The sequence below is a fragment of the Klebsiella sp. Q2 genome (assembly GCF_009900705.1).
Taxonomy (GTDB): Bacteria; Pseudomonadota; Gammaproteobacteria; order Enterobacterales; family Enterobacteriaceae; genus Klebsiella; species Klebsiella quasipneumoniae.
Window position 1 is genome coordinate 236020 of record NZ_JAAABE010000002.1, and the last position, 24861, is coordinate 260880.

Consider the following 24861-nt stretch of genomic DNA (forward strand, 5'->3'; position numbering starts at 1 on the left):
GCAACCCATACTTAGCCAGGACGTAAAATACTGTCTGAATCAAGGAGTTTGCCTTCATGCTGCATGCAGAGCGACTGACCTGCATCGTTGACGATCGACCGCTGTTTGCGGAGCTGACGCTGTCCCTTGCTGCCGGTGAGCTGCTGCAGGTCGCCGGTGATAACGGCGCGGGGAAAACCTCGCTGCTGCGGATCCTCTGCGGCCTGGCGCGCCCGGAAAGCGGCGGGGTGAGCTGGCAGGGCCAGCCGCTGGCGAAGGTCCGGGAGTCATTTCATCGTCAGCTGCTGTGGCTGGGCCATAAGCCCGGCGTCAACGCGGCGCTGACCGCCGATGAAAACCTGCGTTTCTTCTTTCCGGCCAGCCGCCTTCAGCAGCGGGAACGCGCCCTCGCCGCCGTCGGCCTGGCGGGCTATGAAGATCTCCCCTTGAGCCAGCTCTCCGCCGGGCAGCAGCGCCGGGTGGCGCTGACCCGCCTGTGGTTAACCGACGCGCCGCTGTGGATCCTCGATGAGCCGTTCACCGCCCTCGACGCCACGGCGATGGAAACCCTGACCCGACGCCTGGAGCAGCACGCCCGGCAGGGGGGAAGCGCGATCCTCACTACCCACCAGCCGCTGCGGCCGCTGCGCTGCCCGTTGCGCACCCTGCGCCTCGGCGGCGGCGACGGGAGGTGGCAATGATGCGGGCGCTGTTGGCCCGGGAACTGCGCCTGGCGTGGCGCAGCGGGGCGGAGATCCTCAATCCGCTCTGGTTCTTTCTGATCGTCATCACCCTGTTTCCGTTCGGCGTCGGCGCCGCGCCGCAGCTGCTGGCGCAGATTGCGCCGGGCGTGGTATGGGTCGCCGCGCTGCTGGCGGCGCTGCTGGTGATGGATCGGTTGTTTCGTGACGACTGGCAGGACGGCTCCCTGGAGCAGCTGTTGCTTCTGCCGACGCCGCTGGTGGCGGTGGTGCTGGTGAAGGTGGTCGCCCACTGGATGATGAGCGGCCTGCCGCTGCTGATCGTCTCTCCGCTGGCGGCGCTGCTGCTGGGGATGAGCGTGCATGACGCCGGCGTGCTGGCGCTGACCTTGCTGCTCGGCACCCCGACGCTCAGTTTTCTTGGCGCGGTGGGGGTTGGCCTGACGGTCGGCCTGAAGCGCGGCGGCGTCCTGCTGAGCCTGCTGGTGTTGCCGCTGGCGGTGCCGCTGCTGATTTTCGCCACCGCGGCCTGCCAGGCCGCCGTCGCCGGGCTCCCGGTCGGCGGCTATCTGGCGATGCTGGCGGCGTTCTTAACCGCCAGCGCCACCCTGTGTCCGTTCGCCACCGCCGCCGCGCTGCGGCTGACCGTGCAATAATTCGCTGCGCCTGTGGGCGCGGCCATCAAAACCGTGTGAGTAAGCGTCTATGTGGAAAGCGTTACATCAACTGGCGATCCCCGAGCGGCTGTACCGCCTGTGCGGATGCTGGATCCCCTGGCTGGCGGCGTTGAGCGCGCTGTTGCTGGTCATCGGCCTGGGATGGGGATTTGGCTTCGCCCCGGCGGACTATCAGCAGGGGGAAAGCTACCGGATCATGTATCTTCACGTCCCGGCGGCGATGTGGTCGATGGGGCTGTACCTGGCGATGGCCGTCGCGGCCTTCGTCGGGGTGGTCTGGCAGATCAAAATGGCCGATCTGGCGATTGCCGCCCTGGCACCGGTGGGGGCGGTCTGCACCCTGGTGGCGCTGGTCAGCGGCGCGGCGTGGGGCAAGCCAATGTGGGGAACCTGGTGGATCTGGGACGCCCGCCTGACCTCGGAGCTGGTGCTGCTGTTTCTGTATGCCGGGGTCATCGCCCTGTGGCACGCCTTTGACGACCGGCGGCTGGCCGGGCGCGCGGCGGGGATCCTCGTGCTGGTCGGGGTGGTCAATCTGCCCATCATTCATTACTCGGTCTACTGGTGGAATACCCTGCACCAGGGTTCGACCAACCTGCAGCAAACCATCGACCCGAGCATGCGTCTGCCGCTGCGGATCTGTATCTTTGCTTTCCTCACGCTGTCGGTCACCCTGACCCTGATGCGCCTGCGTAACCTGATACTCCAGCTGGAGCGCCGTCGACCGTGGGTGGTGGCGCTGGCTAACAAAGGAGCCGTCCGATGAGCCCCGCTTTTTCTTCGTTCGCCGCCTTCCTGAATATGGGCGGCTATGCCCAGTACGTCTGGCTGGCGGTGGCGGTGGCCGTCGCCGCCTTTGGCCTGCTGACGGTGCACACCCTGTGGGCGCGGCGGGCGCTATTCCATGAAGTGCGACGCCAGCAGGCGCGCGAGCGGCGGATCGCTGCTGCCCGCGAACATGACAAGGAGGCCGCGGATGCAAGCGCGTCGTAAAACCCGGCTGTATATCGTGCTGGCGGTGCTCGCCGGACTTGGGCTCACCGTCAGCCTGACGCTGTACGCCCTGAGCAGCAATATCGATCTGTTCTACACCCCGGGGGAAATTATCTACGGCAAAACGGAAACCCGGGCGCTACCTCATACCGGGCAGCGTCTTCGGGTGGGAGGCTACGTTCAGCCGGGCTCCCTGCAGCGCGACCCGCAAACTCTCGACGTGCGCTTTAAGCTGTATGACGCCCGCGGGGTGGTGGACGTTAGCTATAAGGGCATTCTGCCGGACCTGTTCCGTGAGGGGCAGGGCGTGGTGGCCCAGGGCGTGCTGGACGGCGAGCGGCATATTACCGCCCAGCAGGTGCTGGCCAAACATGATGAAAATTACACCCCGCCGGAGGTGAAAAACGCCATGACGCCGGAGAAAACGGGGGCGCAGCCATGATGCCGGAGCTGGGCAACTTTTTACTGTGTCTGGCGGCGGGGCTGGCGCTGCTCCTGAGCGTCTATCCCCTGTGGGGCGCGGCGCGGCAGGACCGGCGGCTGATGGCCCTGGCCCGGCCGCTGGCCTGCGGGCTGTTCGCCTGTATCGGCGGCGCCTTCCTGCTGCTGGTGCACGCCTTCGTGGTCAACGACTTTACCGTCCGCTACGTGGCGGAAAACTCCAACAGCGCGCTGCCGGTGTGGTATCGGGTGGCGGCGACCTGGGGGGCGCATGAGGGCTCGCTGCTGCTGTGGGTTCTGCTGCTCAGCGTCTGGACCTTCGCCGTCGCCCTCTTCAGCCGCCGGATGCCGCTCGACGCCGTCGCCCGGGTGCTGGCGGTGATGGGGATGATCGCCCTGGGGTTCCTGCTGTTTATCCTCTTTACCTCCAACCCGTTCAGCCGCGGCCTGCCGCAGTACCCCATTGATGGCCGCGACCTTAATCCGCTGCTGCAGGATATCGGCATGATTTTCCATCCGCCGATCCTCTATATGGGGTACGTCGGCTTCTCGGTGGCTTTCGCCTTCGCCATCGCCTCGCTGCTGGCGGGCCGGCTGGATACTGCCTGGGCGCGCTGGTCGCGTCCCTGGACCCAGGCGGCATGGATGTTCCTCACCCTCGGCATCGTGCTGGGCTCGGCGTGGGCCTATTACGAACTGGGCTGGGGCGGCTGGTGGTTCTGGGACCCGGTGGAAAACGCCTCGTTTATGCCGTGGCTGGTTGGAACCGCGCTGCTGCACTCCCTGGCGGTGACCGAGAAGCGGGGCAGCTTCCGCGCCTGGACGGTGCTGCTGGCCATCGCCGCCTTCTCCCTGTGCCTGCTGGGCACCTTCCTGGTGCGCTCCGGGGTGCTGGTCTCGGTGCATGCCTTCGCCTCGGATCCGTCGCGCGGGCTGTTTATCCTGGCGCTGCTGATTATCGCCATCGGCGGGTCGCTGCTGCTGTACGCCCTGAAGGGCGGCCGGGTGCGGGCGCGGGTGGAACATACCCTGTGGTCGCGCGAGTCGTTCCTGCTTGGCAACAATATTTTGCTGATGGCCGCGATGCTGGTGGTGCTCCTCGGAACGCTGCTGCCGCTGGTGCATAAAGAGCTGGGCCTCGGCAGCATCTCCATCGGCGAGCCGTTCTTTAACACCATGTTCACCGCCCTGATGGCGCCGTTTGCGCTGCTGCTGGGGCTGGGGCCGCTGATCCGCTGGCGGCGCGATGACATCGCCAGGCAGATTAAGCGCCTGATTATCGCCCTGGTTGTGACGTTGTCACTTTCTCTGGCGCTGCCGTGGCTGCTGCAGGATCGTATCACCGCCATGGCGGTCATTGGCCTGATGATGGCCCTGTGGGTGCTGATCTTCGCCCTGCTGGAGGTTCACGAACGGGCCACTCATCGCCACGGCTTCTGGCGCGGCCTGCGGACGCTGACCCGCAGCCAGTGGGGGATGGTGCTCGGTCACGTCGGCGTGGCGGTGACCGTTATCGGCATCACTTTTAGCCAGAACTACAGCGTGGAGCGCGATGTACGGATGCGCCCCGGCGACAGTATCGATATCCACCGCTATCACTTTGTGTTTAACGGCGTGCGCAATATCGTCGGCCCCAACTGGACCGGCGGCGAAGGCATTATCACCGTGACCCGCAGCGGACGCCCGGAAGCGACGCTGTATGCTGAGAAGCGCTTTTACACCGCCAGCCGGATGATGATGACCGAGGCGGCGATCAGCGGCGGGCTGACCCGCGATCTTTACGCCGCGCTGGGGGAAGAGCTGAGCGACGGCAGCTGGGCGGTGCGTCTGTACTACAAACCGTTCGTTCGCTGGATCTGGTACGGCGGGGTGCTGATGGCCCTCGGCGGTCTGTGCTGCATGCTCGACCCGCGCTATCGGATGCGTAAGAAACTGCAGGAGGCCTCATGAACCGGAAGCTGCTGTTTATCCCGCTGGCGCTGTTTCTGGCGCTGGCCGCCGCGCTGTTCTGGCAGCTGATGCGCAATGCCGATGGCGACGACCCGACGACCCTTGAGTCGGCGCTGATTGGCAAACCGCTGCCGGAGTTTCGCCTTGAAGCGCTGAATACCCCCGGTCAGACGCTGGACCGGCGGACGCTGATTGACGGCAAGCCGCTGCTGCTCAACGTCTGGGCCACCTGGTGCCCAACCTGTCGCGCCGAGCATCAGTTTCTCAACGGCCTGGCGCAGCAGGGCGTGCGGGTGGTGGGGATGAACTACAAAGACGATCGGCAGAAGGCGATGAGCTGGCTGCAGCGCCTGGGTAATCCGTACAGGCTGAGCCTGTACGACGGCAACGGCATGCTCGGCCTGGATCTGGGAGTTTATGGCGCGCCGGAGACGTTTCTCATCGACGGTCAGGGCATCATCCGCTGGCGGCACGCCGGCGACCTGAACGAACGGGTGTGGCGCGAGGAGCTCCAGCCGCTGTGGAATCAATACAACCGGGGGGCGGGCTGATGAGAGGGGTAATGGGCATCCTGCTGGCGCTGATGCTGACCGGCCAGGCGTGGGCCGCCATCGATACCTGGCAGTTTAAGGATGAGGCCCAGGAGCAGGCCTTTCGCGAGATCACCTCCCAGCTGCGCTGCCCGAAATGCCAGAACAACAGCATCGCCGACTCGAACGCGATGATTGCCGCCGATATGCGGCAGAAGGTGTACGAACTGATGCAGCAGGGGAAAACGAAAGGGCAGATCGTTGACTATATGGTGGCCCGCTACGGCAATTTTGTCAGCTACGAGCCGCCGCTGACCGCGGGCACGGTGCTGCTGTGGCTGGAGCCGGGGCTGTTCGTGCTGGCGGGCGCCGGGATGATTATCGCCCGCGCGCGTCGTCGCGACATCCCTGACGCGGCGCTCAGCGCTGAAGAGCGCCAGCGGCTGGCGGAATTATTAAAAGAAGGAAAAGAACGATGAGCCTGTTGGTGGTTATCGCCGGGCTGTTGCTGGCTGGCGCGCTGGGACTGCTTTATTACCCATGGACGGGCAACGGGGCGGTGGACCGCGATACCCTCAACCGCGCCCTGTATCAGTCGCGCCTGCAGGAGCTGACGCAGGAGCGCGGCGAGGACAACCCGGCGCTGGTCGTCGAGCTGCAGCGCACGCTGCTGACCGATATCCCGCCCCAGGCACAGCCTGGCGAACGGCCGCTAAGCCGCTGGGCGCTGCTTCCGGGGGCGCTGCTGCTGGTAGTCCTGAGTCTGGGCCTGTATCTGAAAACCAGCGATATCGGCCAGGTGCTGCTCTGGCAGCAGGCTGAACGGCATTATCCTGCGCTGTTGCAGCAGGTTAAGGACCCGACGGCGGCGCCGCTGCGAATGGATGAGCTGGCGGAGCTGCGGCTTGGCCTGCGCAGCCACCTGCAGGATACCCCGAATGACCTCCCCGGCTGGCAGCTGCTTGGACGGCTGGGCCTGTTGTTAAACGATGGCGAGACGGCGATCGGCGCCTTTGGCCGGGCGCATGCTCTGGCGGCGGATGACCCGGCGGCGGCTTTCGATTACGCCAGCGCGCTGGTGCGGGCGGGAGATAGCGGTCAGGTTCGGATGGGCGAGCTGCTGCTGCGTGACCTGCATCAGCGGCAGCCGAACAGCCTGCCGGTGCTGGAGATGCTGGCCCTGAGCGCGGTGCGTAATGAAGATTACCCCGAGGCCGTGGCAGCCCTGCAGGCGCTGCTGGCCCGGCTGCCGGAAGGGGATGCGCGGCGCGAGGCGATCGTCCGCCAGCTGGCGCAGGCGCAGCAGCAGGCGCAGTAACTGCCCGGCGGTGCTGCGCAGGCGCGGGTCTGGGGCATGCCACCAGAAGAGTACGGGCGGCCCTGTTTTTGTAGGCCGGGTCAGGCGCAGCCGCCACCCGGCACAAAATCGGCTCCGTGCCCGCTGTCCTTGCCCGGCGGCGCTACGCTTGCGCGGGCCTACGAAGGGCGCGAATAGAGCACCAAATCGCGGGCAGTTTTGTAGGCCGGGTATGGCGCAGCCGCCACCCGGCACAAAATCGGCTCCGTGCCCGCTGTCCTTGCCCGGCGGCGCTACGCTTGCGCGGGCCTACGAAGGGCGCGAATAGAGCGCCAAATCGCGGGTAGTTTTGTAGGCCGGGTCAGGCGCTAGCCGCCACCCGGCACAAAATCGGCTCCGTGCCCGCTGTCCTTGCCCGGCGGCGCTACGCTTGCGCGGGCCTACGAAGGGCGCGAATGGAGCGCCAAATCGCGGGCGGTTTTGTAGGCCGGGTAAGGCGCCAGCCGCCACCCGGCACAAAATCGGCTCCGTGCCCGCTGTTCTTGCCCGGCGGCGCTAAGCTTGCGCGGGCCTACGAAGGGCGCGAATAGAGCGCCAAATCGCGGGCAGTTTTGTAGGCCGGGTAAGCGAAGCGCCACCCGGCAAAATAACGGCACAAGAGTGGCGCAATAGCGTAGCCAGGATAAGGCGCCACGCGCCGCCATCCGGGAACTTCCCAGCAGGCGCTACGCATAGCCGCTAGCGCGTGACGTCCCCTGGTGTCGATCACGCCTGCTGTGTGCCAGATATAGTCATTAAACTCTCAGGCGTAAATTTTCCCCGATTGAACCATGTGCTCATTAATGCAGCAGTCGCGCCCCGGCAGTCGTCACTGACACACTGCGCGTGGTCCTTGTCAGCAGGCGGATTTGCATCCGTTCTTCCTGCCCGGAAATCGCCTGCTCAGGCGGGCTGGGTCACGCCGAGCTGGGCGGCAGCGCGCGTAAAGCTACCCTCACGCACCACGGTAACGAAAGAGAGTCAGTCGTTGAGATTGCACCTGGCCATGCTCGTTTCCGGTCCATTTATAAATTTTACTCATAAGGGTATTAAGTATTCATTAGCTAGTTAACCCGCTGCATATTGCTAATAATAAAGCGATGAAAAAGTCAACGATAACCCTTATGCAAAACGCTTACCGCAGAACATCACTGCTGCTTCTTGCCGGCCTGATTTTCGTCACGCAGTCCGCTATGGCGAGTGACAACGACCGGGGAGTGGCGCAGGAGACGCTTATGAAAATTGAGATCATCGTGGAGGGAGAAACCGCTACCGCCACCCTCTATGATACGCCGACAGGCCGGGACTTTGCGTCTTTGCTTCCTCTCAGCCTGACGCTGGAAGACTATGACGATATTGAGCGTATAAGCGACCTGCCGCGCAGGCTTTCCACGGTGCAGGCACCGGACGGCATGACGCCGGAAGCCGGAGATATCACTTACTACGCGCCGTGGGGCAACCTGGCGATTTTTGCCCGGGGCAGGGCTTACGGCCGTTCACTGATCCCGTTAGGGAAAGTGGATTCCGGACTCCCGGTCCTGCAGCGCCACGGACCTCTTGCGGTGCAGATCAGGGTAGCCAACTGACCCACAGCACCTTCCACATCGCGATTATCCCTCTTATCCCGTCCCCGTATGCCGTTTCAGCTCTTCCTTCAGCGCTGCAGGCTCCGGGGCGCAGACTTCATGTTATCTACTGAAAAGAAATCCCTGAATGAGTAATAAGACAGACGAAAACAGAAAAAATAACACCGGAAGCGGGAAACAGCCTGAGCACTGGAGTGGTGTCTTTGCCATGACGCTGTGCGTCTTTGCCCTGATCGCCTCCGAATTCATGCCTGTCAGCCTGCTGACACCGATGGCGCAGACCCTTCGTGTCACCGAAGGTATGGCCGGACAGGGCATCGCCATTTCCGGGACATTTGCAGTGGTAACCAGCCTGTTTATTTCCGTGCTGGCAGGCACGCTTAACCGGAAAACGCTGCTGCTCGGTCTGACCTGCATTATGGCAATTTCCGGTGCTGTTATTGCGATGGCGCCCAATTACCTGACCTATATGGCGGGCAGGGCCCTGATTGGCATTGTGGTCGGCGGATTCTGGTCGATGTCGGCCGCGACGGCAATGCGTCTGGTCCCGGTGCATCGTGTTCCGCTGGCGCTGGCTATTTTCAACAGCGGCAATGCTCTGGCTACCGTCGTGGCTGCCCCTCTGGGCAGCTGGCTCGGATCGGTTGTTGGCTGGCGGGGTGCCTTCTTCTGCCTGGTGCCGGTCGCCATCATCGCGTTTGTCTGGCAATTACTCAGTCTCCCTTCTATGTCGGTCACCCGTCAGACGGCGGCTTCCCGCAACGTTTTCACGCTGTTTCGTCGCCGGGTGGTCACGCTGGGCATGCTGGGTGTGGGGATCTTCTTTATGGGGCAATTCACGCTCTTTACCTACATCAGGCCTTTCCTTGAGACGGTGACGCGGGTGGATGCCGCAACGGTGACCTTGGTCCTGCTGGTTATTGGTGTCGCGGGTTTCATCGGCACTACCCTGATTGGCCGGGTGCTGAAAAGCGGGTTCTACCCGACCCTGATGGCCATCCCTGTACTGATGGCTATCACTGCGCTGGCCCTGATTGCCTTCGGCAGTCATGTAGCCATCGTGACGGCGCTGCTCGGGCTGTGGGGGCTGATTTCCACTTCCGCACCGGTGGGATGGTGGGCATGGGTTCCGCATACCTTCCCTCAGAATGCCGAAGCGGGCGGCGGACTGATGGTGGCGATGGTGCAACTGTCCATTGCTCTCGGTTCGACGGTGGGCGGTCTGCTTTTCGACCATCACGGCTACCAGAGCACCTTCCTGGCCAGCGCCGCGATGCTGATTATCGCAACCGTACTGATCTTTCTGACCTCGCGGGCAGACACTTCTGCCGCAGACCATTCATAAACCCAGGAGTAACGCCATAACAGTTAAAGCTTACGGCGCCCATGCGTGCATATTGCCGCTGGAGCCGATGGATAAGGCCTCGTCGTGAGGAAAGAATATGTCTACGGGCGGGGTCAGTCCAAATCACTCAATGTTGCGCCCATTTGTTCGAGAACTGGTCACCCTAATTTTATGATGTACGTTAGGTTTTCGCGTTCAGTAATATTACTTTTTACTCGATGACCGATTGCGTAGTACCTCTCCGACAACAGGAGCAGCGGTAAACGCGTTTGGCCAGCCGGCATAGAACGCGGCTTGGGTAACGATCTCACCAGCCTCCTCAGCAGATAGTCCATTATCCATCGCTCTGTTGAGGTGATAGCCAATCTGTGCACTTTGTCCGGATGCGATTAAGGCGCTGACCGTAACCAGGCTTCTGTCGCGGGGTTTCAGCGCGGGTCTTTGCCAGAGATCCAGGAACAGGGGTTCAGCAGTGAACTTAACCAGGCCTGGAGATATTGAGCCAACATTTTTTTCCACTGTTTCTGAACGCTGCTTTTCTGCTTCCTGATTGAGGGGGAGCAGATCCGGAGAAGCGTCAGGAATTGCATCCGCCGTAACGCCACGAGATTCAAAAACCGTTTTGGTCACGCTGATGGCTGACATTGCATTTGGCCAACCTGAGTAGAACGCCAGATGGGTAATGATTTCTGACAGTTCCGCTGGTGTCACGCCGCTATCGAGAGCGACTTCAATATAGTGCTTAAGCTCGCCTGGCTGGTTGCGGGCAATCAGCATGGCAATGGTCACCATACTACGGTCCCTGGGCGAGAGGGAATCGCGTGTCCACAGATCTTCAGTAATGGCTTCACGGCTGAAGCGCGCCAGAGCCGGAGAGACAGCACGAATATCAGCTTCCGAAATCGCTGAAGGTTCAATTTTCATCATCGCTTTACCTCTTGTTTCCTCAGCAATAGCAAAATCAGAAATAACAAGCGACATGGCCGCCGCTGCAATTATGCTTTTCATGTTAATCCTCACTGATCAACGGTGCGGATCCTGTTTGATTCCGCCTTTGTTACGAAGAAATACCGGTTTTACCGGGATAGCGTCCTTACTGGCGCTCATATGCGCCGTTTGCCTGAGATAGTCCCGAAAGTGTGGCGTTTTTCGGTGCAGTTGATACGCTTCCTCACTGGCGTAAATCTCATAGAAATACCAGCGGTTCGGAGTCTGTGAGTCTGTAGCGGCATACATAGCTAACACGCCTTTCTCTACTTTGAGCGACTCAGCCATTTCAGGCATGACGATGTTTTTAAATTCGGTCTGAAATTCAGGCTTTACCTCGACGATCACCAGATTATTAATGGTTCGCTCATTCGGTATGATGTGTTTGTCCCCCAGAAATTGGGGCTCCAGAATGATTTTATTTTTCCGTTCGATAATGTCAGGTGCCCGGGCAGCGAATGCCTTGTACGGGTCGCCATTCAGATGTTTGTGGTAAGCGCTTTCGTTTTCATAGAGCTCCACCATGAATGCATGACTTGGATGGTCGCTGCGTTGCAGGGCGTACATCGCCAGCGTACCTTCTTCATGAACAACCGAAGCAGAAATCGTCTGTCTGGCCACGTCTGCAAAATCGTTGCCCCGATCGGGCCTGACCCCAATCTCGAAGAGATTCATCACTGACTTATCCAGCACATCCGGTTTTGTTGCAAAAACCGGACTGCTTATTAGTATGCAAATTAAAAGCATAAGGCTCTTTTTCACGAGGCTCCTTTTACTGACATTACTGTTTAAGTCGTTCGATCAGCTGGTGCTGGTAGGAAGGTAGCCGATCGTTACGGGCGCCCTCAAAGACCAGGGGAGGAAGCCACGTCATACCTGCGTGCAGGGCGCTGGCTTTCATTGGTAAAAACACATCCGCGAGCGATACCCCGATCCTGCCGTCTGGCCCGTAAGTTGAGCTTCCCCCCGCAGCCGTACTGACAATAAGCATCTCCTTTCCCTGCCACAAACCGGGTCCGACACTCCCCCAGGTTTCATTAAGCCAGGCTTTCATCATCGGCGTAATATTGAACCAGTGTGTCGGGAAGATAAAAACGACACGACTGTGCTCACGCATCATTTTTCGCTCCGCGTCGCCATTAATCTGACGTGTGTCATAACCATACAATGTCTCAAGGTTGCGAACCGTCACGCCTTCCGGACTCTCAGCGGCTGCCTGCAGCCCTTTTGTCAGAACTGAGCGTTCCGGATAAGGGTGTGAGACGATAACGAGCGTTTTAATGTCGGTCTTTTCACGACTATGTGCATGGCTAACGGGCATCAGGAAGATAACTGCAAACAAAAACAACGCTGCTGCTCTGTGCTGCAGTAACCAGATCATAAAACCTCCTATAAAAGTGAATAAGGGCTACCGCGTCCAGACCTGCCTGGCGTCTTTCGTTTGCGGCGTGTTTTGCGCCATGATCCCCGTCAGAACATGCGGCTGGTAGGTTTCTTCCAGAAACCGGATTTCCTCCTGGCTCAGTTGAAGATTGACGGCGTTTACCGCGCCATCGACGTGATCTTTTTTTGTGGCCCCTACAACAGGTGACGTGACTTTTGTCAGCAGCCAGGCGAGAGATATTTCCGTCATGGACACCTGATGCCGTTCGGCAAGTTCGGCTACACGCTCAATAATGAGCCGATCCTGTTCAGCCGTGCTGTCATATTTCCCGCGCGCATAATCATCCTCCGCGGCTCGTCGCGTGTGGCCTTCTTTCCGGGAGAGACGACCGCTGGCCAGCGCGCTATAGGGGGTCATGGCGATATCATCTTCAGCGCACAGACCGAAGAGCTCTCGTTCATCTTCACGCATAATCAGGTTGTAGTGGCTCTGCACGGAAACAAAGGGCGTCAGCCCTTCGCGTTCGGCAAGGGCGTTCGCCTTCGCCAGCTGCCAGGCATAGCAATTGGAAATACCAATCGCGCGCACCTTGCCGGCGGTCACGGCGGCGTGCAGCGCTTCAAGCACCTCAATAACTGGCGTGTTGTAATCCCAGATGTGATAGATGTAGAGGTCGATGTAGTCCATCCCCAGATTCTGCAGGCTCTGGTCGAGCGATCGGGCTATGGCTTCTTTTCCGCCGATCCCCGCGGCAATTTGCGCGGCGGTTCGTGGCAGAAACTTGGTGGCCAGCACCACGTCCTCGCGTTTTGCCATCTCCCGCAGCGCCCGGCCAACGTATCGCTCGCTGGAGCCGTTCTGATAGGCGATGGCGGTATCGTAAAAATTGATACCCTTTTCGAGACCGTAGCGGATAATGTCCCGGCTTGCTGTTTCGTCCAGCGTCCAGCGATGCTGGCCCGTTAACGGGTCGCCAAACCCCATACATCCCATGCAGATGCGGGAGACCAGTAAGTCACTTTTACCAAGCCGGATATACTGCATCTTTATTCTCCCTTTGGATTATTCACGACGGAATTGAGCAGATCGACAAGCCTTGAAGCGTGTTCCCGGGCAAGCGTTTTTTGCTGCGCGATTTTGTCGGCATCCCGGTCGGCATAGCTGATACCGCAGGTATAAACCGGCGCCAGCAGCTCAAGATTGCACAGCCTTGCCGTGGTCTCGAACGGAATAAGATACGCTTCAATGGCATGGCCAAAGAAACCGTCAGCGGTATAGAGCGCCTGTGGCGCCCCGGTAGTGAAGGAGAGGAGCAGCTTTTTACCGCGCAGTTTCGCCGTTGAGCCATGCGCGAAGCCGTGGACAAAGACCTCGTCCAGCCATTGTTTCATTACCCCGGGTAGCCCATACCAGGAAAAAGGAAACTGCCAGACAATCACATCGGCCCTGAGCAGGCTTTCCTGCTCCGCAGCGATATTGAAGTTGCCGTCCGGATAGAGCCAGTCCAGACGACGAATTTCAGCATCGGGAAGGGCGGTCGCCACTTCATCAAGGATAGTGGCGTTGGCGACGGAATGGTTCAGCTCAGGATGACCTGAAACGACAAGGATATTTTTCATTTCAATCAGTTAAACATCATTGGTGGATATTTAACCCAGTATAGAGTGACAACATTATTTTTTTTAGAGCAGTAAAGACTCATTCACTTTTAGACAAAAACTAATAATGGTCGGCCGTTCTCATTGTGCTCAGTCATCATGAACCCGTGAACTACACCGTGATGCTCAGTAAACGTTCTGCATTGCGAAACGCGATGGCCTCTTTTTCAGCCTTGTTGACGGGCAGACTGTCGATAAATGTTTTTACACCGTCCAGGGTCTGATAGGGATAATCGACGGAGAACAGGATCCTTTCTGCCCCCATTAACTCGTAGATAAACTTGAAGTGCGGCAGTGTCAGCATACCTGACGGGGTAACGTAAACGTGCTCCTGGAAGGTCCTCGTTAGCGTTCGTGACAGACCCGTTGCAGCCAGTGGAAGACTGTCATCAAGACGTTGAAGCCAGAATGGCAGCATCTCTCCCCAGTGACCACTGATTACCTGCAGGTGGGGATATTTATCAAATGCGCCCGATAACATCAGCCGTAACAAATGGATCCCGGCTTCGTGATGCCAGCCCCAGCCAAACATAGAGAGCCTGGCGTTGACCTCTGCGCTGAAGCCCGTGAAGTAGGCCTGTTGCACGCTTTTAAACGGTAATCCGGGATGAAGGTAGAGTGGCACATTCAGTTTATTAAAGCGGGAAAGCAGGGAGTCATAGTCAGGATGATCGAGAAAGCATGAAGAGGGTCGGCCATTGAGAAGTGCCCCTTTAAATCCCAGTTCTTCTACTGCACGGACAAGCTCTTTTTCAGCCTCTTCCGGCTGTGCCCAGGGAAGTGTGGCAAATGCCGCGAAGCGATCCGGGTGATTTCTTACCGCCCCGGCAAGGCGGTCGTTTGCCGCCGCATTTAATGTTACCGCTTCATCCCCGGGTGCCAGCTGGGGGAATCCACCCACTGAGAGGATCTGCAGGGTAATTCCAGCCTCATCCATATCCCTGAGGCGGCGGCTTCCCAAATCTGCGCCTTTCGCGTTTATCAGCGCATTCTTTTCTATCTGCGGCCGGCTTCGGTCAGGATTATGACCATCAGCGACGGTTTTCCCCCAGTCGCCAAGGAAAGGCGCCTGCTCAAGCGCAACAGGCATACACGCTCGCCCTAACTCGCTGTCGAGATAATGTTCTTCGAGGCAAATGATTTTCATATTCTCACCCTTCATACAAAGCAGTAAAAGTGATACAGATTAGGATCACCCGGAACAGCCCGTTCGTGTGTGTCATTCATGACAGTCTGTCCCGGACGGGCGTTACACCATCGGTTTTTCCCAGGCGCCTCGTGTATCCACTCTGGTCTCTGTGGCGAGTTGTTCCAGCAGGATGATTTCCTCATCGCGTAACTGGATGTCTGAAGCGCAGGCGGCGTCCAGAACGTGATGGACTTTAGTCGCGCCGATGAGGGGAAGGGTACCTTTTGCAATAGCCCATGCGATGGCTATCTGTGCAACGCTGGCATTCCTTTCGGCTCCCATTTTTTTCATGGCGGCGGTTAATCTTTCTATCTGCGGCAGTACTGCGTTATAACTTTCGGCCCGGCCACTCCCGGCAGGCATGGGATGATTTGAATCATAACGACCACTGAGCGCGCCTTGCTCCAGGACCATGTAAGCAAAGAACGTGATGTTATTTTGTCGGCAATAATCAAGGATCCCGGCCTCTTCAGAGGCGCGATAGAGCAGGCTGTAGTGATTCTGTACTGCACTGAGGGAATAACCGGAAGCGTTAAGGATTTCGTTGGCGCGTCTGATTTGTGCCAGATTGTGGTTGGAAACACCGACGCGTTTGACCTTACCGCTTTGTAAAAGTGGGATCAGTCCTGGCGTCCATTTCTCAACATCGAGGGGATTATGGATCCAGTAGAAATCAATCGCGTCCACACCCAGGCGTCCCAGGCTGGCCTCAAGCATATCGCTGACAGGCTGCGCTGACTGTTCGTTCGCAATCTGCGGCGTGAATTTGGTGGATAAAATCATATCCTCGCGGGGGAATTGACGGACTAACGTTCCCAGCGCAGCCTCTGAACTCCCCATGCCATATACTGCTGCGGTATCCCAGAGATTGAGGCCCTTACTCATGGCCGTGGTGAACACGTCTGCCATCTGAGTATCAGAAAGATGATTGCCGAAGACGGTGTCGCCACCGGCAAAGCCTGTGCCCCAGGACCATGTGCCGAGCGCGACGGGAGGAAGAGTTTTCATATTCAGCTCCTGAAAAAAGGCCGGATCGTTGCTGACGTAAACCGGCCAAAGAGGGTGAGTAACGATGAAAGACAGATGAATGAATTAAGCTGTCTGGCGGAGCGCATTTAACAGCGCCACACCGACACCGTGCGCTGAAGCGGGATTCTGCCCCGTGATAAGGCGACCGTCGGTAACCACGTTTTCAGACCAGTTCGGGGCTTCATGATGAAGCGCGCCATGCTCGCGGAGTGCAGTCTCAAGCAGGAAGGGAACCACATCTGTGGTGTGAACTTCTTCCTCTTCCTTGTTGGTAAAGGCCGCCACGTTTTTGCCTTTTACCAGGTATTCCCCGCTACTGAGCTTTGCGTCAACCAGTGCCGCAGGCCCGTGGCAGACGGCTGAGACAATCCCATCATTTTCATACACTTCGCGGATAATACGCTGGGCATCCTGGCTATCACGGAAATCCCACATGGTTCCATGGCCACCCGCAAAGAAAACGGCGCTGTAATCGGTACCGTTCAGCTCGGATAACGCAGGCGTTGTGGCCAGGCGCTGCTGAAAATCGGTTTCGTTCCAGTACCAGGCGTTGACAGGGTCACTGAGGTCAAATCCATCCACCGGCGGCTGTCCCCCACGAATGCTGGCTATCGTCGTTTTTAGTCCGGCATCTTCCAGTACTTTCAGCGGATGCGTCAGCTCGGCCAGGAAAAAACCGGTCGGTACACCGGATGCACCTTTAATTGGATGGCTGGAGACAACACACAGCACGGGTTTATCTGCAGGTTTCATATCGGGCCTCACTTTTACTTTTTGAATTCAGCGGCAAAAAGATTTTCCCAGTTAATAAAGGAGCCAAGCGGAATGCACTCGAAGCTTAATAAGCCTGCTTTTGCCAGCGGGAATTCGGCCATGACGTTCACCGCTTCATCGACAGAGTCACATTCAAGAAAAATAGCGACGCCAGGTCTGTCCTGACGGAAGTAGATGTCGCGGATGAAGCCGGATTTATACAATCCCCAGGCGTGCAGGGCTTCAGCGTTAAGGTGTGGAGCATATTTTTCCAGCGATGCTCCAGGTGCGGGGATATCCAGACATAAAATTCGCATCATAGTCTCCTGAACTCAGGTCGTTGTAGAAAGAGATAAAAGTATAAGAGGCGAATTTCATGAAGATTAGAGGAGCATTGACTTAAGCATCTTTAGACTGTACTTAATAATCTGGCGGAGATTGTTTAAGGAACACATTATGAATAATGCCCTTTATAACCAGATACGCATCTTTCAGAGCATTGCACGTGAGGGTAATATTTCGGCAGCCGCAAGAAAACTGGCAATTACGCCTCCTTCCGTCAGCAATGCGCTTAAGCTGCTTGAAGAGCATATTGGCCATCCGCTTTTTGTGCGTACGACCCGCCGTATTGAGCTGACGGAAACCGGGCAGCTGTTGCTAGAACAGACCGCTGCGGCGGTGGAGTCGCTGGAAAATTCGCTTGAAAGCATTCGCGACCAGAATCAGGAGCCCTCTGGTATCGTGCGAATCACACTCTCGCGTTTTGCCTATTTGTTAATTCTTAAGCCTGCAATGGCGAAATTCTGTCAGCAATATCCGGGCATACAGCTGGAAATATCGGTCTATGACGGTACCGTGAATATCATCGAAGAACGTTTTGATCTGGGGATCCGTTTTGGCGATATTCTTGAAGGCGGGGTGGTGGCGCGGCCGTTAATGAAACCCTTTCGTGAAGGATTATATGCATCCTCAGCTTATATCAGCGAGCATGGAATGCCTGAGGTGCCGGCAGACCTCAGTCAACACAAGCTGATTGGCTACCGTTTTATCACTAACAACCGCATCCTTCCGTTGCTCCTGAACGACCACGGAGAACAACTGACGGTTGAGATGCCCGGGCAGTTAATCAGTAACGATATCGATGTTATGGCTGACGGGATCCGTAACGGGCTGGGAATTGGACGCCTGTTTGAACCCATCTGGCAGTTACAGCCCGACAGGGAGCACTTTATCCCCGTGATGGAGTGCTACTGGAAAACCTACCCGCCAGTTTATCTCTATTATCCCAAAAACGCGGGTAAAACGAAAAGAGTGAAGACCCTGATTGATTTTCTGCTATCCGCTACGAGGCGATAAAGACGTTAACTCATTGTTCAGTATGGAGGCGCTATTTCACAACCCCAGCGGCCTGGCCTCCTGTATAAACTCAATCAGAAGACGAAGCCCGGTCGGCAGTTGCCGGCGGCTTGAATAATAGATATGAAAACCTTCCTCCAGCGGGGACCATTCCGTAAGCACCAGGCGGAGCCGCCCATCCTTGACATAGGGAGCAACGAGAGGCTCCGGAAAATACATCAGGCCAGCCCCGCCCAGTACGGCCACAAGGCCCGTTTCGGCATGATTGACCGTCACTGAGCCTGGCACTGTCATTTGGTATGTTTCGCCGTCTCGCTTAAGTTCCCAGCGATAAACCCGATCGTCGCCGAGACGATTGCTGATGCAGCGATGGTGTAATAAATCATCCGGATGTTCAGGCGTTCCGTAGCGTTCCAGGTAGTCGGGGGAGGCCGCGATAACCCAGCGAATATCGGCGGATAAACGCCGGGCAACCATATCCTCCGGGACGGTGCCGCCATAGCGGATGCCGGCATCGAAGCCCGCATCAGTGACGTCAACCATACGGTTGCTGGCCACAATATCGATTTCAATATCGGGATAGCGATCCATAAAAGCGGGCATGACCGGCGCAAGCAAAAGATTTGCCGCTTCAACGGCTGCATTGATGCGGATACGTCCGGTAGGGGTATTGCGATACCGGTTAAGCGATTCAAGCGCGCCTTCTATGGTGTCGAAAGGCTGAAGAACAGACTGAACCAGTTCCTCACCAGCTGCCGTAGGGGTGACGCTCTTGGTCGTGCGATTAAGCAGGCGAACCCCGAGCCGGGTTTCCAGTCCCTTCAGGGCATGACTCAGCGCTGATGCACTGACGCCTAGTTCAATCGCCGCACGGCTGAAGCTGCGATGACGTGCAATCGCCATGAAATAAATGAGATCGGCAACATCAGCTCTGCTTATTTGCATACAGAATAGTTTTCCTTGTGCGTTAAGGCCCGAATGCGTTGATAAGGAAATGATATACACCTTAGACCGATTAGGGCTAATCCGTTGCTGAATTTTATTCACAAGTCCATCCATTCATGTCCTCTCACTGAACACGTTGTGCTTCGTTATTCTTGAAAATTATGCACTCTGGCTGGTGGGCCAGGGCGGAACATTCACCTAACGGAGCCGTTTATGAACTATACGCATCTTGGCCGCACCGGCCTGAAAGTCAGCCGCCTTTGTCTCGGAACCATGAATTTTGGTGACGTCACCGACGAGAAAACCAGTGCCCGCATTCTGGATGAAGCGCTTGAGGCGGGTATCAATTTCATTGATACAGCGGACGTGTATGGCACCGAACAATCCCCCGATATCCAGCAAGGCTCAGGGCTGTCCGAGGAAATTATTGGTCGCTGGCTTCAGCAGGGTGGCCGCCGTGACCGTATCGTTCTGGCGACGAAAGTCTATCAGCCTATGGGACCTGGTCCGAACGATCGCCGGCTTTCTGCTTACCATATTCGCAAGGCCTGCGAGGACAGTTTGCGACGTCTTAAGACCGACCATATTGACGTCTATCAGATGCATCACATCGATCGTCATACACCGTGGGAAGAGATCTGGCAGGCCATGGAACTGCTTGTTCAGCAGGGAAAGGTTCTTTATATCGGTAGCAGCAATTTCGCCGGCTGGGACATTGCGACTGCGCAGTCAGTCGCCACGGCCCGTCATTTCCTGGGCCTGGTCGCCGAGCAAAGTCTCTACAATCTGACTGCCCGAACTATTGAGCTGGAGCTCATTCCCGCATGCCGTCATTTTGGCCTGGGACTGATCCCCTGGAGCCCGCTTGCCGGAGGGTTGCTTGGCGGCGTACTGAAAAAGATGGCAAGCGGGCGCCGAGCAAGGCCCGCGTTTGCCCGCCAAATTGAACAGTATCGTCCGCAGCTGGAAGCCTATGAAGGATTATGTGAGAACCTCGGCGAAACCCCTTCCGATGTGGCGCTGGCCTGGCTCCTGCAGAATCCTGTCGTTACCGCTCCACTGATTGGGCCTCGTACGGTCGAACAACTCCAGCAGGCGCTTCACGCAACGACAGTCACGCTATCAGACGACACCATGAGCTGTCTCGACGAAATCTGGCCAGGCCCCGGGGGAGAAGCGCCTCAGGCTTACGCCTGGTAATGACCAAATTGATGAATCCTTTCTTCGTTATAGGGAGTTCCAGTTTATGAGCAAGATGATGCATGACCAGCCTTCTGCTGCCGTACCCGCTTCCTGGGACCGGCGCAATTTTCTGATCGCCGGCGCCGGTCTGGCGTTGGCCGCAACCACCCTTGGCAGGAGCGGCGCCGTGATGGCGAAACCGGCTGGTCAGGACACGCCGAACGCCCCTGCGGATGCTGTTCCCGTCCAGAAGGAAACCTTAACCACGCGTAAACTCGGCTCGCTGGAGGTTTCCGGCATGGGACTCGGGTGCCTGCCGATGGTGGGCTATTACGGCGGAGGTCCGCGCGATCGTAAAGCCATGGTTTCGCTCATCCGGGCAGCCTTCGAACAAGGTATCACGTTCTTTGATACTGCCGAGGTGTACGGCCCCCATCTCAGTGAAGAATTTGTCGGGGAAGCACTGGCCCCCGTTCGCGATCGTGTGGTGATTGCCACCAAGTTCGGCTTCGGCGTGGAGGAGGGGAAGCCCACTTCCCTTAACAGCCATCCTGACCATATCCGCCGCGCCGTAGAAGGCTCACTAAAGCGTCTGAAAACGGACCACATCGATCTTCTCTATCAGCATCGCCCCGACCCGAATGTGCCGATCGAGGATGTGGCGGAAACCGTGAAGGCGCTGATCCAGGAGGGGAAAGTGAAACACTGGGGACTGTCGGAAGCGAGTGCCAGGACAATCCGGCGCGCACATGCGGTACTCCCTGTGACTGCAGTGCAGAGTGAGTATGCCATGTGGTGGCGGGAACCGGAGACGCGGATATTTCCAACGCTCGAAGAGCTGGGTATCGGTTTCGTACCTTACTGCCCGACTGCCCGCAGCTTCCTTGCCGGAGCAGTCAATCCAAGCCAGCGGTTCGACAGCACCGATCGGCGGCATAACCTGCCACGCTTCCAGCCCGATGCCCTGGCCAAAAACATGGTGCTGCTTGAATTCGCGCAGTCGTGGGCCCGTCGCAAAAACACCACTCCGGTTCAGTTCGCGCTGGCCTGGGTGATGGCGCAGCGGCCCTGGATTGTCCCTATCCCGGGTACGACGCAATATCCGCACCTGATAGAAAACAGCGGCGCACCGCAAGTCCGGTTGACGGACAGCGAGCTACGCGAAATCGATGCGGCGCTTGCCAAAATCCCATTGCAGGGCGGTCGCGCCGATCCGTTTACCGAAAGTCAGTTTGATAAAAGTTAATACCTGCTGTCACAGGGAGACTGCAGGTGAAGTCTCCCTCTGTATTATTGCCGGGGATAAACCACATGAATGGACTAAATCATAACGCGCTTACATGCAGTGCCGTCCCCATACCGCCCTGGGAGCGTTCTCTTCAGACCGTGGAGGCCCAGCCGTACTTCAGCGTTTCACAGGCATCGCTCGTGCTCGAAGGGATCGTGTTCGATCGGAACAATAACCTGCTGTTTGTTGATGTGGCAACGGGGCGCGTGTTTAAGCTAACCCCGGAGCGGCAGCTTTACATTGTCCTTAAGGAGAATACGTTTGGTGCTTCCGGCCTGGCGGTACACAAAGATGGACGGATCTTTATCGCCTCGGTGGGCGATATGCAGCGAGGTTCTGTTCGGGCTATCGAACCCAACGGCACCGGTGAGCAGATGATTGTTGCTCCTGATGCCGGATTTCTTGTCAACGACCTGGTCTTTGATAATCAGGGCGGATTTTATTTCACTGACAGCCGGGGAAATTCAGCCGATCCACAGGGTGGGGTGTTCTACGTTAGTCCCAATGTCGGGTCAATTCATGCCATCCTGCCTGGACTCGCGGTCGGGAACGGCATAGCGATTGACCCCGCTGGCTCTCAGATATGGGCCACAGAACACGCTAAAAACAGGCTTCATCGCGTAAGACTGTCAGACGCCACCACGGTCGCCCCGTTTGGTTCAGTTGTTACCTATCAGTTCACCGGGCCGGCGCCAGACGGGGCCCGTGTCGACAGCGAAGGCAATGTATATGTGGCCATCTCAGGCCAGGGCCGCGTCATGGTCTTCAACCGCAACGGACTGCCGATTGGGCAAATTGTGCTGCCTGACCGCGACAAAGGCCGTAACCTTAAATCGACAAGCCTGGCGATCCGCCCCGGGCATCGCGAGTTGTTTATTGTCGCCAACAGCGGGACCGAACCTGGTGGAGCGATGATTTTTCGATCGGGCGCATTCGCGCCGGCACCGTTTCCCTTTTCACATCAGTGACCGGGAGTGAGTGGTCTGGGAGACCCGGCAACGCCGGGCCAGGGCTGGGTGTTAACAGTTCTGGATTGCTGAAGGCGGCGTGAGGGAAGGCGGCGTATCCGGAAGCGGGGGAATGATCCCGTCAACGGGGTGCGGCAGATAGTGTGCCTCGAGTTCCATGATTTCGGCATCGCTCAGAGAAAAGTCCAGCGCGCTGATAGCCGTGGAAAGATGTTCTGGTTTCGTTGCGCCAATGATCGGTGCTGTGATGACGGATTTTGATAACAGCCAGGCAATTGCAACATGAGCTCTTGGCACCGCGTGCTTTTCAGCAATGCTGGCAACAACATCAATAACGGGCTTATCCAGAAGGGCTGCGTTCTCATACATTTTTAACGCAAAGGCATCGTTTTGCGTTCGTCGGGACGTGACACTCCAGTCGCGCGTGAGCCTGCCGCGTGCCATCGGACTCCAGGGGATCACCCCAACGCCCTGGTCTTCACACAGGGGCAGCATCTCGCGCTCTTCTTCCCGGTAAAGCAGGTTGTATTGCGGTTGCATCGTGATAAATCGGGTCCAGCCGTTACGCTCAGCGGTATGCTGCATTTTTGCAAAGCGCCAGGCTTCCATAGAAGATGCGCCGATGTAACGTACTTTTCCTGCTTTAACGAGGTCATGCAGAGCCTCCATGGTCTCTTCAACAGGCGTGGAGTGGTCAAAGCGGTGAATCTGAAAGAGATCCACATAATCCATGCCTAAGCGCATCAGGCTATCGTCAATAGACTGAAAAATGGCCTTGCGGGAAAGAAACCCGGTATTGGGTGAGTTGCGCCACGGAAAGAAGGTCTTTGTCGCTACAACGATCTCGTCACGTCTGGCCATTTCTCTCAGCGCTTTTCCAGTAATCTCTTCAGAACTTCCGCCTGAGTAGATATTCGCGGTATCAAAAAAATTAATGCCGGCTTCAAGCGCCTGGCGAATGAGCGGACGTGACGCCTTTTCATCCAGGGACCAGGGTTGAGGCAACCGTTCAGGTTCGCCATAGCTCATACAACCGAGACAAAGACGGGAGACTTTCAACCCGCTACGACCCAGATTCACATACTTCATTCGGTGTTCCTTCTTTTATTGCCAGCAATTCTGTATGTGACAGGGTATTGCACTGGTATGAAGGGAACCAGCATGCGCCATTGAATGGTGTTATGAGTTTTTTTCACAAGTAGTCGACAATGGAATTAAAATCGAAGTACAGTCCCGACAAAGTAACATTGGTGATCGCATCAAACATCCCTGCTTTCATAATGCGCTATTGGTAACAAAAATCTCCATGGGCTGTTAACACTTATTAATATCTCAAGTATAGTTGGGATTCATATGTTAAATTTGGTGGCTATATGGACCTAAAAATTCTACGTTACTTCCTGACCGTTTCAAACACTAACAATATTACCAAGGCTGCGGATTTGCTACACATTACGCAGCCAACATTAAGTCGCCAGCTAATAATGCTTGAACAGAGCCTTGGTGTGGAGTTGTTCGAAAAAAATGGCAGGGCAATGACCCTCACACCAGAAGGTAAATTATTAAAGAGTCGCGCCAGAGATATTTTGGATCTTGCTGCACTAACAATAAAAGAACTAACCGAAAAGAATGTTTTAGTTTCTGGTGAAGTTACCATTGGAATAGTGGAGTCACAGGGTAGCGAATTACTTTTAGACTTAATTAAACCCTTCTCTTTATCTTACCCTAACGTCAGGTTTAACTTCTATTCTGGCGTAACAGAATATATCATCAAAAAAATGGATGAAGGAGAGGTTGATATTTGTGTGTTATTAGACCCGGTTGATACATTAAGTTATAACGTCATAAGATTACCCACATATGAAGAATGGGGTGTGCTGCTACCCGTCGACGATCCTTTAGCCAAAAAGGAAAAAGTTGAAATGAAAGATCTGATCCATCAGCCACTGATGCTTCCAGCGAGGCCTTCTGTTATTAATGAAATAGAAAACTGGTTTGGCCGCTCGAAATATCATATTAATATATTAGGAACCTACAACAGTCTTGTCATACCTATTCAAAGCGTCAGGAAAGGTATTTGTTACGTGGTATGTATTGATAGCCCACTTGTACGTAATGTGAATGGATTAACTTTTCGGCAGTTTAACCCGATAAGGCGTACACAAAGCCTGGTTCTATGGAAAAAAGGCCGTATATTTAATACCGCAACAGATTTATTTGTTAAAACGATTTCACGCTATCTGAACCAACCTGAATACTAATAGCCAACGTCTAACGATTAATGTCAGGGTGATTTAACCGGACAAACAGCCAAAACATGAACTCTTTATCTTCATTATAGTTGTGATATCCATCACATTATTTAAAGGAGGTTGAATTCTTATGCTGTAAAAGTAGCATCTGGATCTCGTTTTATGATTATGGACATACTGAAATCGACCAGTAACAGTAGTTTATGTAAAAGCGAAAAAAACAAACCCGATGATTATCAAGAGGTTTTGTTGCTGTGTCATTACGATTACCATGCCTGTGAGGCATAGTAATGCATAGTTTAAAGGTATTTGATTCAATATTTTTCAACTGT

Annotated in this window: 27 protein-coding genes and 1 pseudogene; 16 read left to right on the forward strand and 12 right to left on the reverse strand. The window is 56.5% G+C overall.

What is annotated here, in order from left to right; all coding sequences use genetic code 11:
- The first annotated feature begins 56 nt into the window (after window positions 1–56).
- Genes ccmA through ccmI form a run of 9 tightly spaced genes read left to right on the forward strand, consistent with a single transcriptional unit; the run spans window position 57 to window position 6589 of the window.
- Window positions 57–680 carry a cytochrome c biogenesis heme-transporting ATPase CcmA gene (ccmA, locus tag GT756_RS08810; protein WP_032456218.1) on the forward strand — a complete coding sequence of 208 codons (624 nt, stop codon included), beginning with the start codon at window positions 57–59 and terminating at the stop codon, window positions 678–680.
- Entirely contained in the window at window positions 677–1336 is a 660-nt protein-coding gene (ccmB, locus tag GT756_RS08815) for a heme exporter protein CcmB (RefSeq protein ID WP_032456217.1), read from the forward strand. The genes ccmA and ccmB overlap by 4 nt, the downstream gene beginning before the upstream one ends.
- A 49-nt stretch (window positions 1337–1385) precedes the next feature.
- On the forward strand, window positions 1386–2123 hold the full coding sequence (locus tag GT756_RS08820; RefSeq protein ID WP_109938556.1) for a heme ABC transporter permease: 738 nt from the start codon (window positions 1386–1388) through the stop codon (window positions 2121–2123).
- A complete protein-coding gene (gene ccmD / locus GT756_RS08825; protein ID WP_023286548.1) occupies window positions 2120–2350 on the forward strand; it encodes a heme exporter protein CcmD in 231 nt (76 codons plus the stop codon). The genes GT756_RS08820 and ccmD overlap by 4 nt, the downstream gene beginning before the upstream one ends.
- Window positions 2334–2792, forward strand: a complete 459-nt coding sequence (gene ccmE / locus GT756_RS08830; RefSeq protein WP_004143391.1) for a cytochrome c maturation protein CcmE — start codon at window positions 2334–2336, stop codon at window positions 2790–2792. The genes ccmD and ccmE overlap by 17 nt, the downstream gene beginning before the upstream one ends.
- Window positions 2789–4741: a heme lyase CcmF/NrfE family subunit gene (locus tag GT756_RS08835; RefSeq protein WP_109938557.1), complete on the forward strand. Its 1953-nt coding sequence runs from the start codon at window positions 2789–2791 to the stop codon at window positions 4739–4741. The genes ccmE and GT756_RS08835 overlap by 4 nt, the downstream gene beginning before the upstream one ends.
- Window positions 4738–5292 carry a DsbE family thiol:disulfide interchange protein gene (locus GT756_RS08840; protein WP_004202997.1) on the forward strand — a complete coding sequence of 185 codons (555 nt, stop codon included), beginning with the start codon at window positions 4738–4740 and terminating at the stop codon, window positions 5290–5292. The genes GT756_RS08835 and GT756_RS08840 overlap by 4 nt, the downstream gene beginning before the upstream one ends.
- Window positions 5293–5303: 11 nt before the next feature.
- Entirely contained in the window at window positions 5304–5750 is a 447-nt protein-coding gene (locus GT756_RS08845; protein ID WP_174562438.1) for a cytochrome c-type biogenesis protein, read from the forward strand.
- Entirely contained in the window at window positions 5747–6589 is an 843-nt protein-coding gene (gene ccmI / locus GT756_RS08850) for a c-type cytochrome biogenesis protein CcmI (protein WP_065904635.1), read from the forward strand. The genes GT756_RS08845 and ccmI overlap by 4 nt, the downstream gene beginning before the upstream one ends.
- Before the next feature lie 824 nt (window positions 6590–7413).
- On the opposite strand, the pseudogene GT756_RS08855 reads toward ccmI, so the two are convergent.
- Window positions 7414–7573, reverse strand: a pseudogene (locus GT756_RS08855) (LysR family transcriptional regulator); the annotation flags it as partial.
- 227 nt (window positions 7574–7800) lie between these two features.
- On the opposite strand from GT756_RS08855, the gene GT756_RS08860 reads away from it, so the two are divergent.
- Window positions 7801–8193: a cyclophilin-like fold protein gene (locus GT756_RS08860; protein WP_228715094.1), complete on the forward strand. Its 393-nt coding sequence runs from the start codon at window positions 7801–7803 to the stop codon at window positions 8191–8193.
- Window positions 8194–8320: 127 nt separating this feature from the next.
- Window positions 8321–9538 (forward strand): MFS transporter, encoded by a 1218-nt coding sequence (locus tag GT756_RS08865; RefSeq protein WP_074194568.1) that lies wholly within the window; start codon window positions 8321–8323, stop codon window positions 9536–9538.
- Window positions 9539–9742: 204 nt separating this feature from the next.
- On the opposite strand, the gene GT756_RS08870 is transcribed toward GT756_RS08865, so the two are convergent.
- The 9 genes from GT756_RS08870 to GT756_RS08910 form a co-directional block, all read right to left on the reverse strand.
- Window positions 9743–10546: a carboxymuconolactone decarboxylase family protein gene (locus GT756_RS08870; RefSeq protein WP_049004716.1), complete on the reverse strand. Its 804-nt coding sequence runs from the start codon at window positions 10544–10546 to the stop codon at window positions 9743–9745.
- A gap of 15 nt (window positions 10547–10561) precedes the next feature.
- On the reverse strand, window positions 10562–11272 hold the full coding sequence (locus GT756_RS08875; RefSeq protein ID WP_160124808.1) for a putative quinol monooxygenase: 711 nt from the start codon (window positions 11270–11272) through the stop codon (window positions 10562–10564).
- A 34-nt stretch (window positions 11273–11306) separates the two neighbouring features.
- Entirely contained in the window at window positions 11307–11846 is a 540-nt protein-coding gene (locus GT756_RS08880) for an NAD(P)H-dependent oxidoreductase (RefSeq protein ID WP_254067453.1), read from the reverse strand.
- A gap of 87 nt (window positions 11847–11933) precedes the next feature.
- Window positions 11934–12953 carry an aldo/keto reductase gene (locus tag GT756_RS08885; protein ID WP_065696969.1) on the reverse strand — a complete coding sequence of 340 codons (1020 nt, stop codon included), beginning with the start codon at window positions 12951–12953 and terminating at the stop codon, window positions 11934–11936.
- A gap of 2 nt (window positions 12954–12955) precedes the next feature.
- Window positions 12956–13528: an NAD(P)H-dependent oxidoreductase gene (locus GT756_RS08890; RefSeq protein WP_064187652.1), complete on the reverse strand. Its 573-nt coding sequence runs from the start codon at window positions 13526–13528 to the stop codon at window positions 12956–12958.
- Window positions 13529–13679: 151 nt separating this feature from the next.
- Entirely contained in the window at window positions 13680–14714 is a 1035-nt protein-coding gene (locus GT756_RS08895; RefSeq protein WP_064187651.1) for an amidohydrolase family protein, read from the reverse strand.
- Between the two features lie 102 nt (window positions 14715–14816).
- The gene (locus GT756_RS08900; protein ID WP_136073436.1) at window positions 14817–15764 is read right to left on the reverse strand and encodes an aldo/keto reductase; all 948 of its coding nucleotides are present in this window, start codon (window positions 15762–15764) and stop codon (window positions 14817–14819) included.
- A gap of 84 nt (window positions 15765–15848) precedes the next feature.
- A complete protein-coding gene (locus GT756_RS08905) occupies window positions 15849–16538 on the reverse strand; it encodes a type 1 glutamine amidotransferase domain-containing protein (protein ID WP_094311870.1) in 690 nt (229 codons plus the stop codon).
- 14 nt (window positions 16539–16552) lie between these two features.
- Window positions 16553–16855 (reverse strand): hypothetical protein, encoded by a 303-nt coding sequence (locus GT756_RS08910; RefSeq protein ID WP_053810270.1) that lies wholly within the window; start codon window positions 16853–16855, stop codon window positions 16553–16555.
- Between the two features lie 139 nt (window positions 16856–16994).
- Between GT756_RS08910 and GT756_RS08915 the strand changes: the two genes are divergently transcribed.
- A complete protein-coding gene (locus GT756_RS08915) occupies window positions 16995–17894 on the forward strand; it encodes a LysR family transcriptional regulator (RefSeq protein ID WP_053810271.1) in 900 nt (299 codons plus the stop codon).
- A 36-nt stretch (window positions 17895–17930) separates the two neighbouring features.
- On the opposite strand, the gene GT756_RS08920 is transcribed toward GT756_RS08915, so the two are convergent.
- Entirely contained in the window at window positions 17931–18839 is a 909-nt protein-coding gene (locus GT756_RS08920) for a LysR family transcriptional regulator (protein WP_004184079.1), read from the reverse strand.
- 213 nt (window positions 18840–19052) lie between these two features.
- Between GT756_RS08920 and GT756_RS08925 the strand changes: the two genes are divergently transcribed.
- The 3 genes from GT756_RS08925 to GT756_RS08935 all read left to right on the forward strand — a co-directional run bounded on the left by GT756_RS08925 (window position 19053) and on the right by GT756_RS08935 (window position 22277).
- Window positions 19053–20039, forward strand: a complete 987-nt coding sequence (locus tag GT756_RS08925; protein WP_094311869.1) for an aldo/keto reductase — start codon at window positions 19053–19055, stop codon at window positions 20037–20039.
- 46 nt (window positions 20040–20085) lie between these two features.
- On the forward strand, window positions 20086–21267 hold the full coding sequence (locus GT756_RS08930; protein WP_065696975.1) for an aldo/keto reductase: 1182 nt from the start codon (window positions 20086–20088) through the stop codon (window positions 21265–21267).
- A 65-nt stretch (window positions 21268–21332) separates the two neighbouring features.
- Entirely contained in the window at window positions 21333–22277 is a 945-nt protein-coding gene (locus GT756_RS08935) for an SMP-30/gluconolactonase/LRE family protein (protein WP_053810274.1), read from the forward strand.
- 51 nt (window positions 22278–22328) lie between these two features.
- Here GT756_RS08935 and GT756_RS08940 read toward each other — a convergent pair whose 3' ends face one another.
- A complete protein-coding gene (locus GT756_RS08940) occupies window positions 22329–23366 on the reverse strand; it encodes an aldo/keto reductase (protein WP_053810275.1) in 1038 nt (345 codons plus the stop codon).
- Between the two features lie 284 nt (window positions 23367–23650).
- On the opposite strand from GT756_RS08940, the gene GT756_RS08945 reads away from it, so the two are divergent.
- Window positions 23651–24538 (forward strand): LysR family transcriptional regulator, encoded by an 888-nt coding sequence (locus tag GT756_RS08945; protein ID WP_040241338.1) that lies wholly within the window; start codon window positions 23651–23653, stop codon window positions 24536–24538.
- The last annotated feature ends 323 nt before the right edge of the window (window positions 24539–24861 follow it).

What these genes read in the sequence shown, in the direction of transcription:
- ccmA (WP_032456218.1), top strand. Translation starts at nt 57, where the DNA reads ATGCTGCATGCAGAGCGACTGACCTGCATCGTTGACGATCGACCGCTG.
- ccmB (WP_032456217.1), top strand. Translation starts at nt 677, where the DNA reads ATGATGCGGGCGCTGTTGGCCCGGGAACTGCGCCTGGCGTGGCGCAGC.
- GT756_RS08820 (WP_109938556.1), top strand. Translation starts at nt 1,386, where the DNA reads ATGTGGAAAGCGTTACATCAACTGGCGATCCCCGAGCGGCTGTACCGC.
- ccmD (WP_023286548.1), top strand. Translation starts at nt 2,120, where the DNA reads ATGAGCCCCGCTTTTTCTTCGTTCGCCGCCTTCCTGAATATGGGCGGC.
- ccmE (WP_004143391.1), top strand. Translation starts at nt 2,334, where the DNA reads ATGCAAGCGCGTCGTAAAACCCGGCTGTATATCGTGCTGGCGGTGCTC.
- GT756_RS08835 (WP_109938557.1), top strand. Translation starts at nt 2,789, where the DNA reads ATGATGCCGGAGCTGGGCAACTTTTTACTGTGTCTGGCGGCGGGGCTG.
- GT756_RS08840 (WP_004202997.1), top strand. Translation starts at nt 4,738, where the DNA reads ATGAACCGGAAGCTGCTGTTTATCCCGCTGGCGCTGTTTCTGGCGCTG.
- GT756_RS08845 (WP_174562438.1), top strand. Translation starts at nt 5,304, where the DNA reads ATGGGCATCCTGCTGGCGCTGATGCTGACCGGCCAGGCGTGGGCCGCC.
- ccmI (WP_065904635.1), top strand. Translation starts at nt 5,747, where the DNA reads ATGAGCCTGTTGGTGGTTATCGCCGGGCTGTTGCTGGCTGGCGCGCTG.
- GT756_RS08860 (WP_228715094.1), top strand. Translation starts at nt 7,801, where the DNA reads ATGGCGAGTGACAACGACCGGGGAGTGGCGCAGGAGACGCTTATGAAA.
- GT756_RS08865 (WP_074194568.1), top strand. Translation starts at nt 8,321, where the DNA reads ATGAGTAATAAGACAGACGAAAACAGAAAAAATAACACCGGAAGCGGG.
- GT756_RS08870 (WP_049004716.1), bottom strand. Translation starts at nt 10,546, where the DNA reads ATGAAAAGCATAATTGCAGCGGCGGCCATGTCGCTTGTTATTTCTGAT.
- GT756_RS08875 (WP_160124808.1), bottom strand. Translation starts at nt 11,272, where the DNA reads ATGCTTTTAATTTGCATACTAATAAGCAGTCCGGTTTTTGCAACAAAA.
- GT756_RS08880 (WP_254067453.1), bottom strand. Translation starts at nt 11,846, where the DNA reads ATGCCCGTTAGCCATGCACATAGTCGTGAAAAGACCGACATTAAAACG.
- GT756_RS08885 (WP_065696969.1), bottom strand. Translation starts at nt 12,953, where the DNA reads ATGCAGTATATCCGGCTTGGTAAAAGTGACTTACTGGTCTCCCGCATC.
- GT756_RS08890 (WP_064187652.1), bottom strand. Translation starts at nt 13,528, where the DNA reads ATGAAAAATATCCTTGTCGTTTCAGGTCATCCTGAGCTGAACCATTCC.
- GT756_RS08895 (WP_064187651.1), bottom strand. Translation starts at nt 14,714, where the DNA reads ATGAAAATCATTTGCCTCGAAGAACATTATCTCGACAGCGAGTTAGGG.
- GT756_RS08900 (WP_136073436.1), bottom strand. Translation starts at nt 15,764, where the DNA reads ATGAAAACTCTTCCTCCCGTCGCGCTCGGCACATGGTCCTGGGGCACA.
- GT756_RS08905 (WP_094311870.1), bottom strand. Translation starts at nt 16,538, where the DNA reads ATGAAACCTGCAGATAAACCCGTGCTGTGTGTTGTCTCCAGCCATCCA.
- GT756_RS08910 (WP_053810270.1), bottom strand. Translation starts at nt 16,855, where the DNA reads ATGCGAATTTTATGTCTGGATATCCCCGCACCTGGAGCATCGCTGGAA.
- GT756_RS08915 (WP_053810271.1), top strand. Translation starts at nt 16,995, where the DNA reads ATGAATAATGCCCTTTATAACCAGATACGCATCTTTCAGAGCATTGCA.
- GT756_RS08920 (WP_004184079.1), bottom strand. Translation starts at nt 18,839, where the DNA reads ATGCAAATAAGCAGAGCTGATGTTGCCGATCTCATTTATTTCATGGCG.
- GT756_RS08925 (WP_094311869.1), top strand. Translation starts at nt 19,053, where the DNA reads ATGAACTATACGCATCTTGGCCGCACCGGCCTGAAAGTCAGCCGCCTT.
- GT756_RS08930 (WP_065696975.1), top strand. Translation starts at nt 20,086, where the DNA reads ATGAGCAAGATGATGCATGACCAGCCTTCTGCTGCCGTACCCGCTTCC.
- GT756_RS08935 (WP_053810274.1), top strand. Translation starts at nt 21,333, where the DNA reads ATGAATGGACTAAATCATAACGCGCTTACATGCAGTGCCGTCCCCATA.
- GT756_RS08940 (WP_053810275.1), bottom strand. Translation starts at nt 23,366, where the DNA reads ATGAAGTATGTGAATCTGGGTCGTAGCGGGTTGAAAGTCTCCCGTCTT.
- GT756_RS08945 (WP_040241338.1), top strand. Translation starts at nt 23,651, where the DNA reads ATGGACCTAAAAATTCTACGTTACTTCCTGACCGTTTCAAACACTAAC.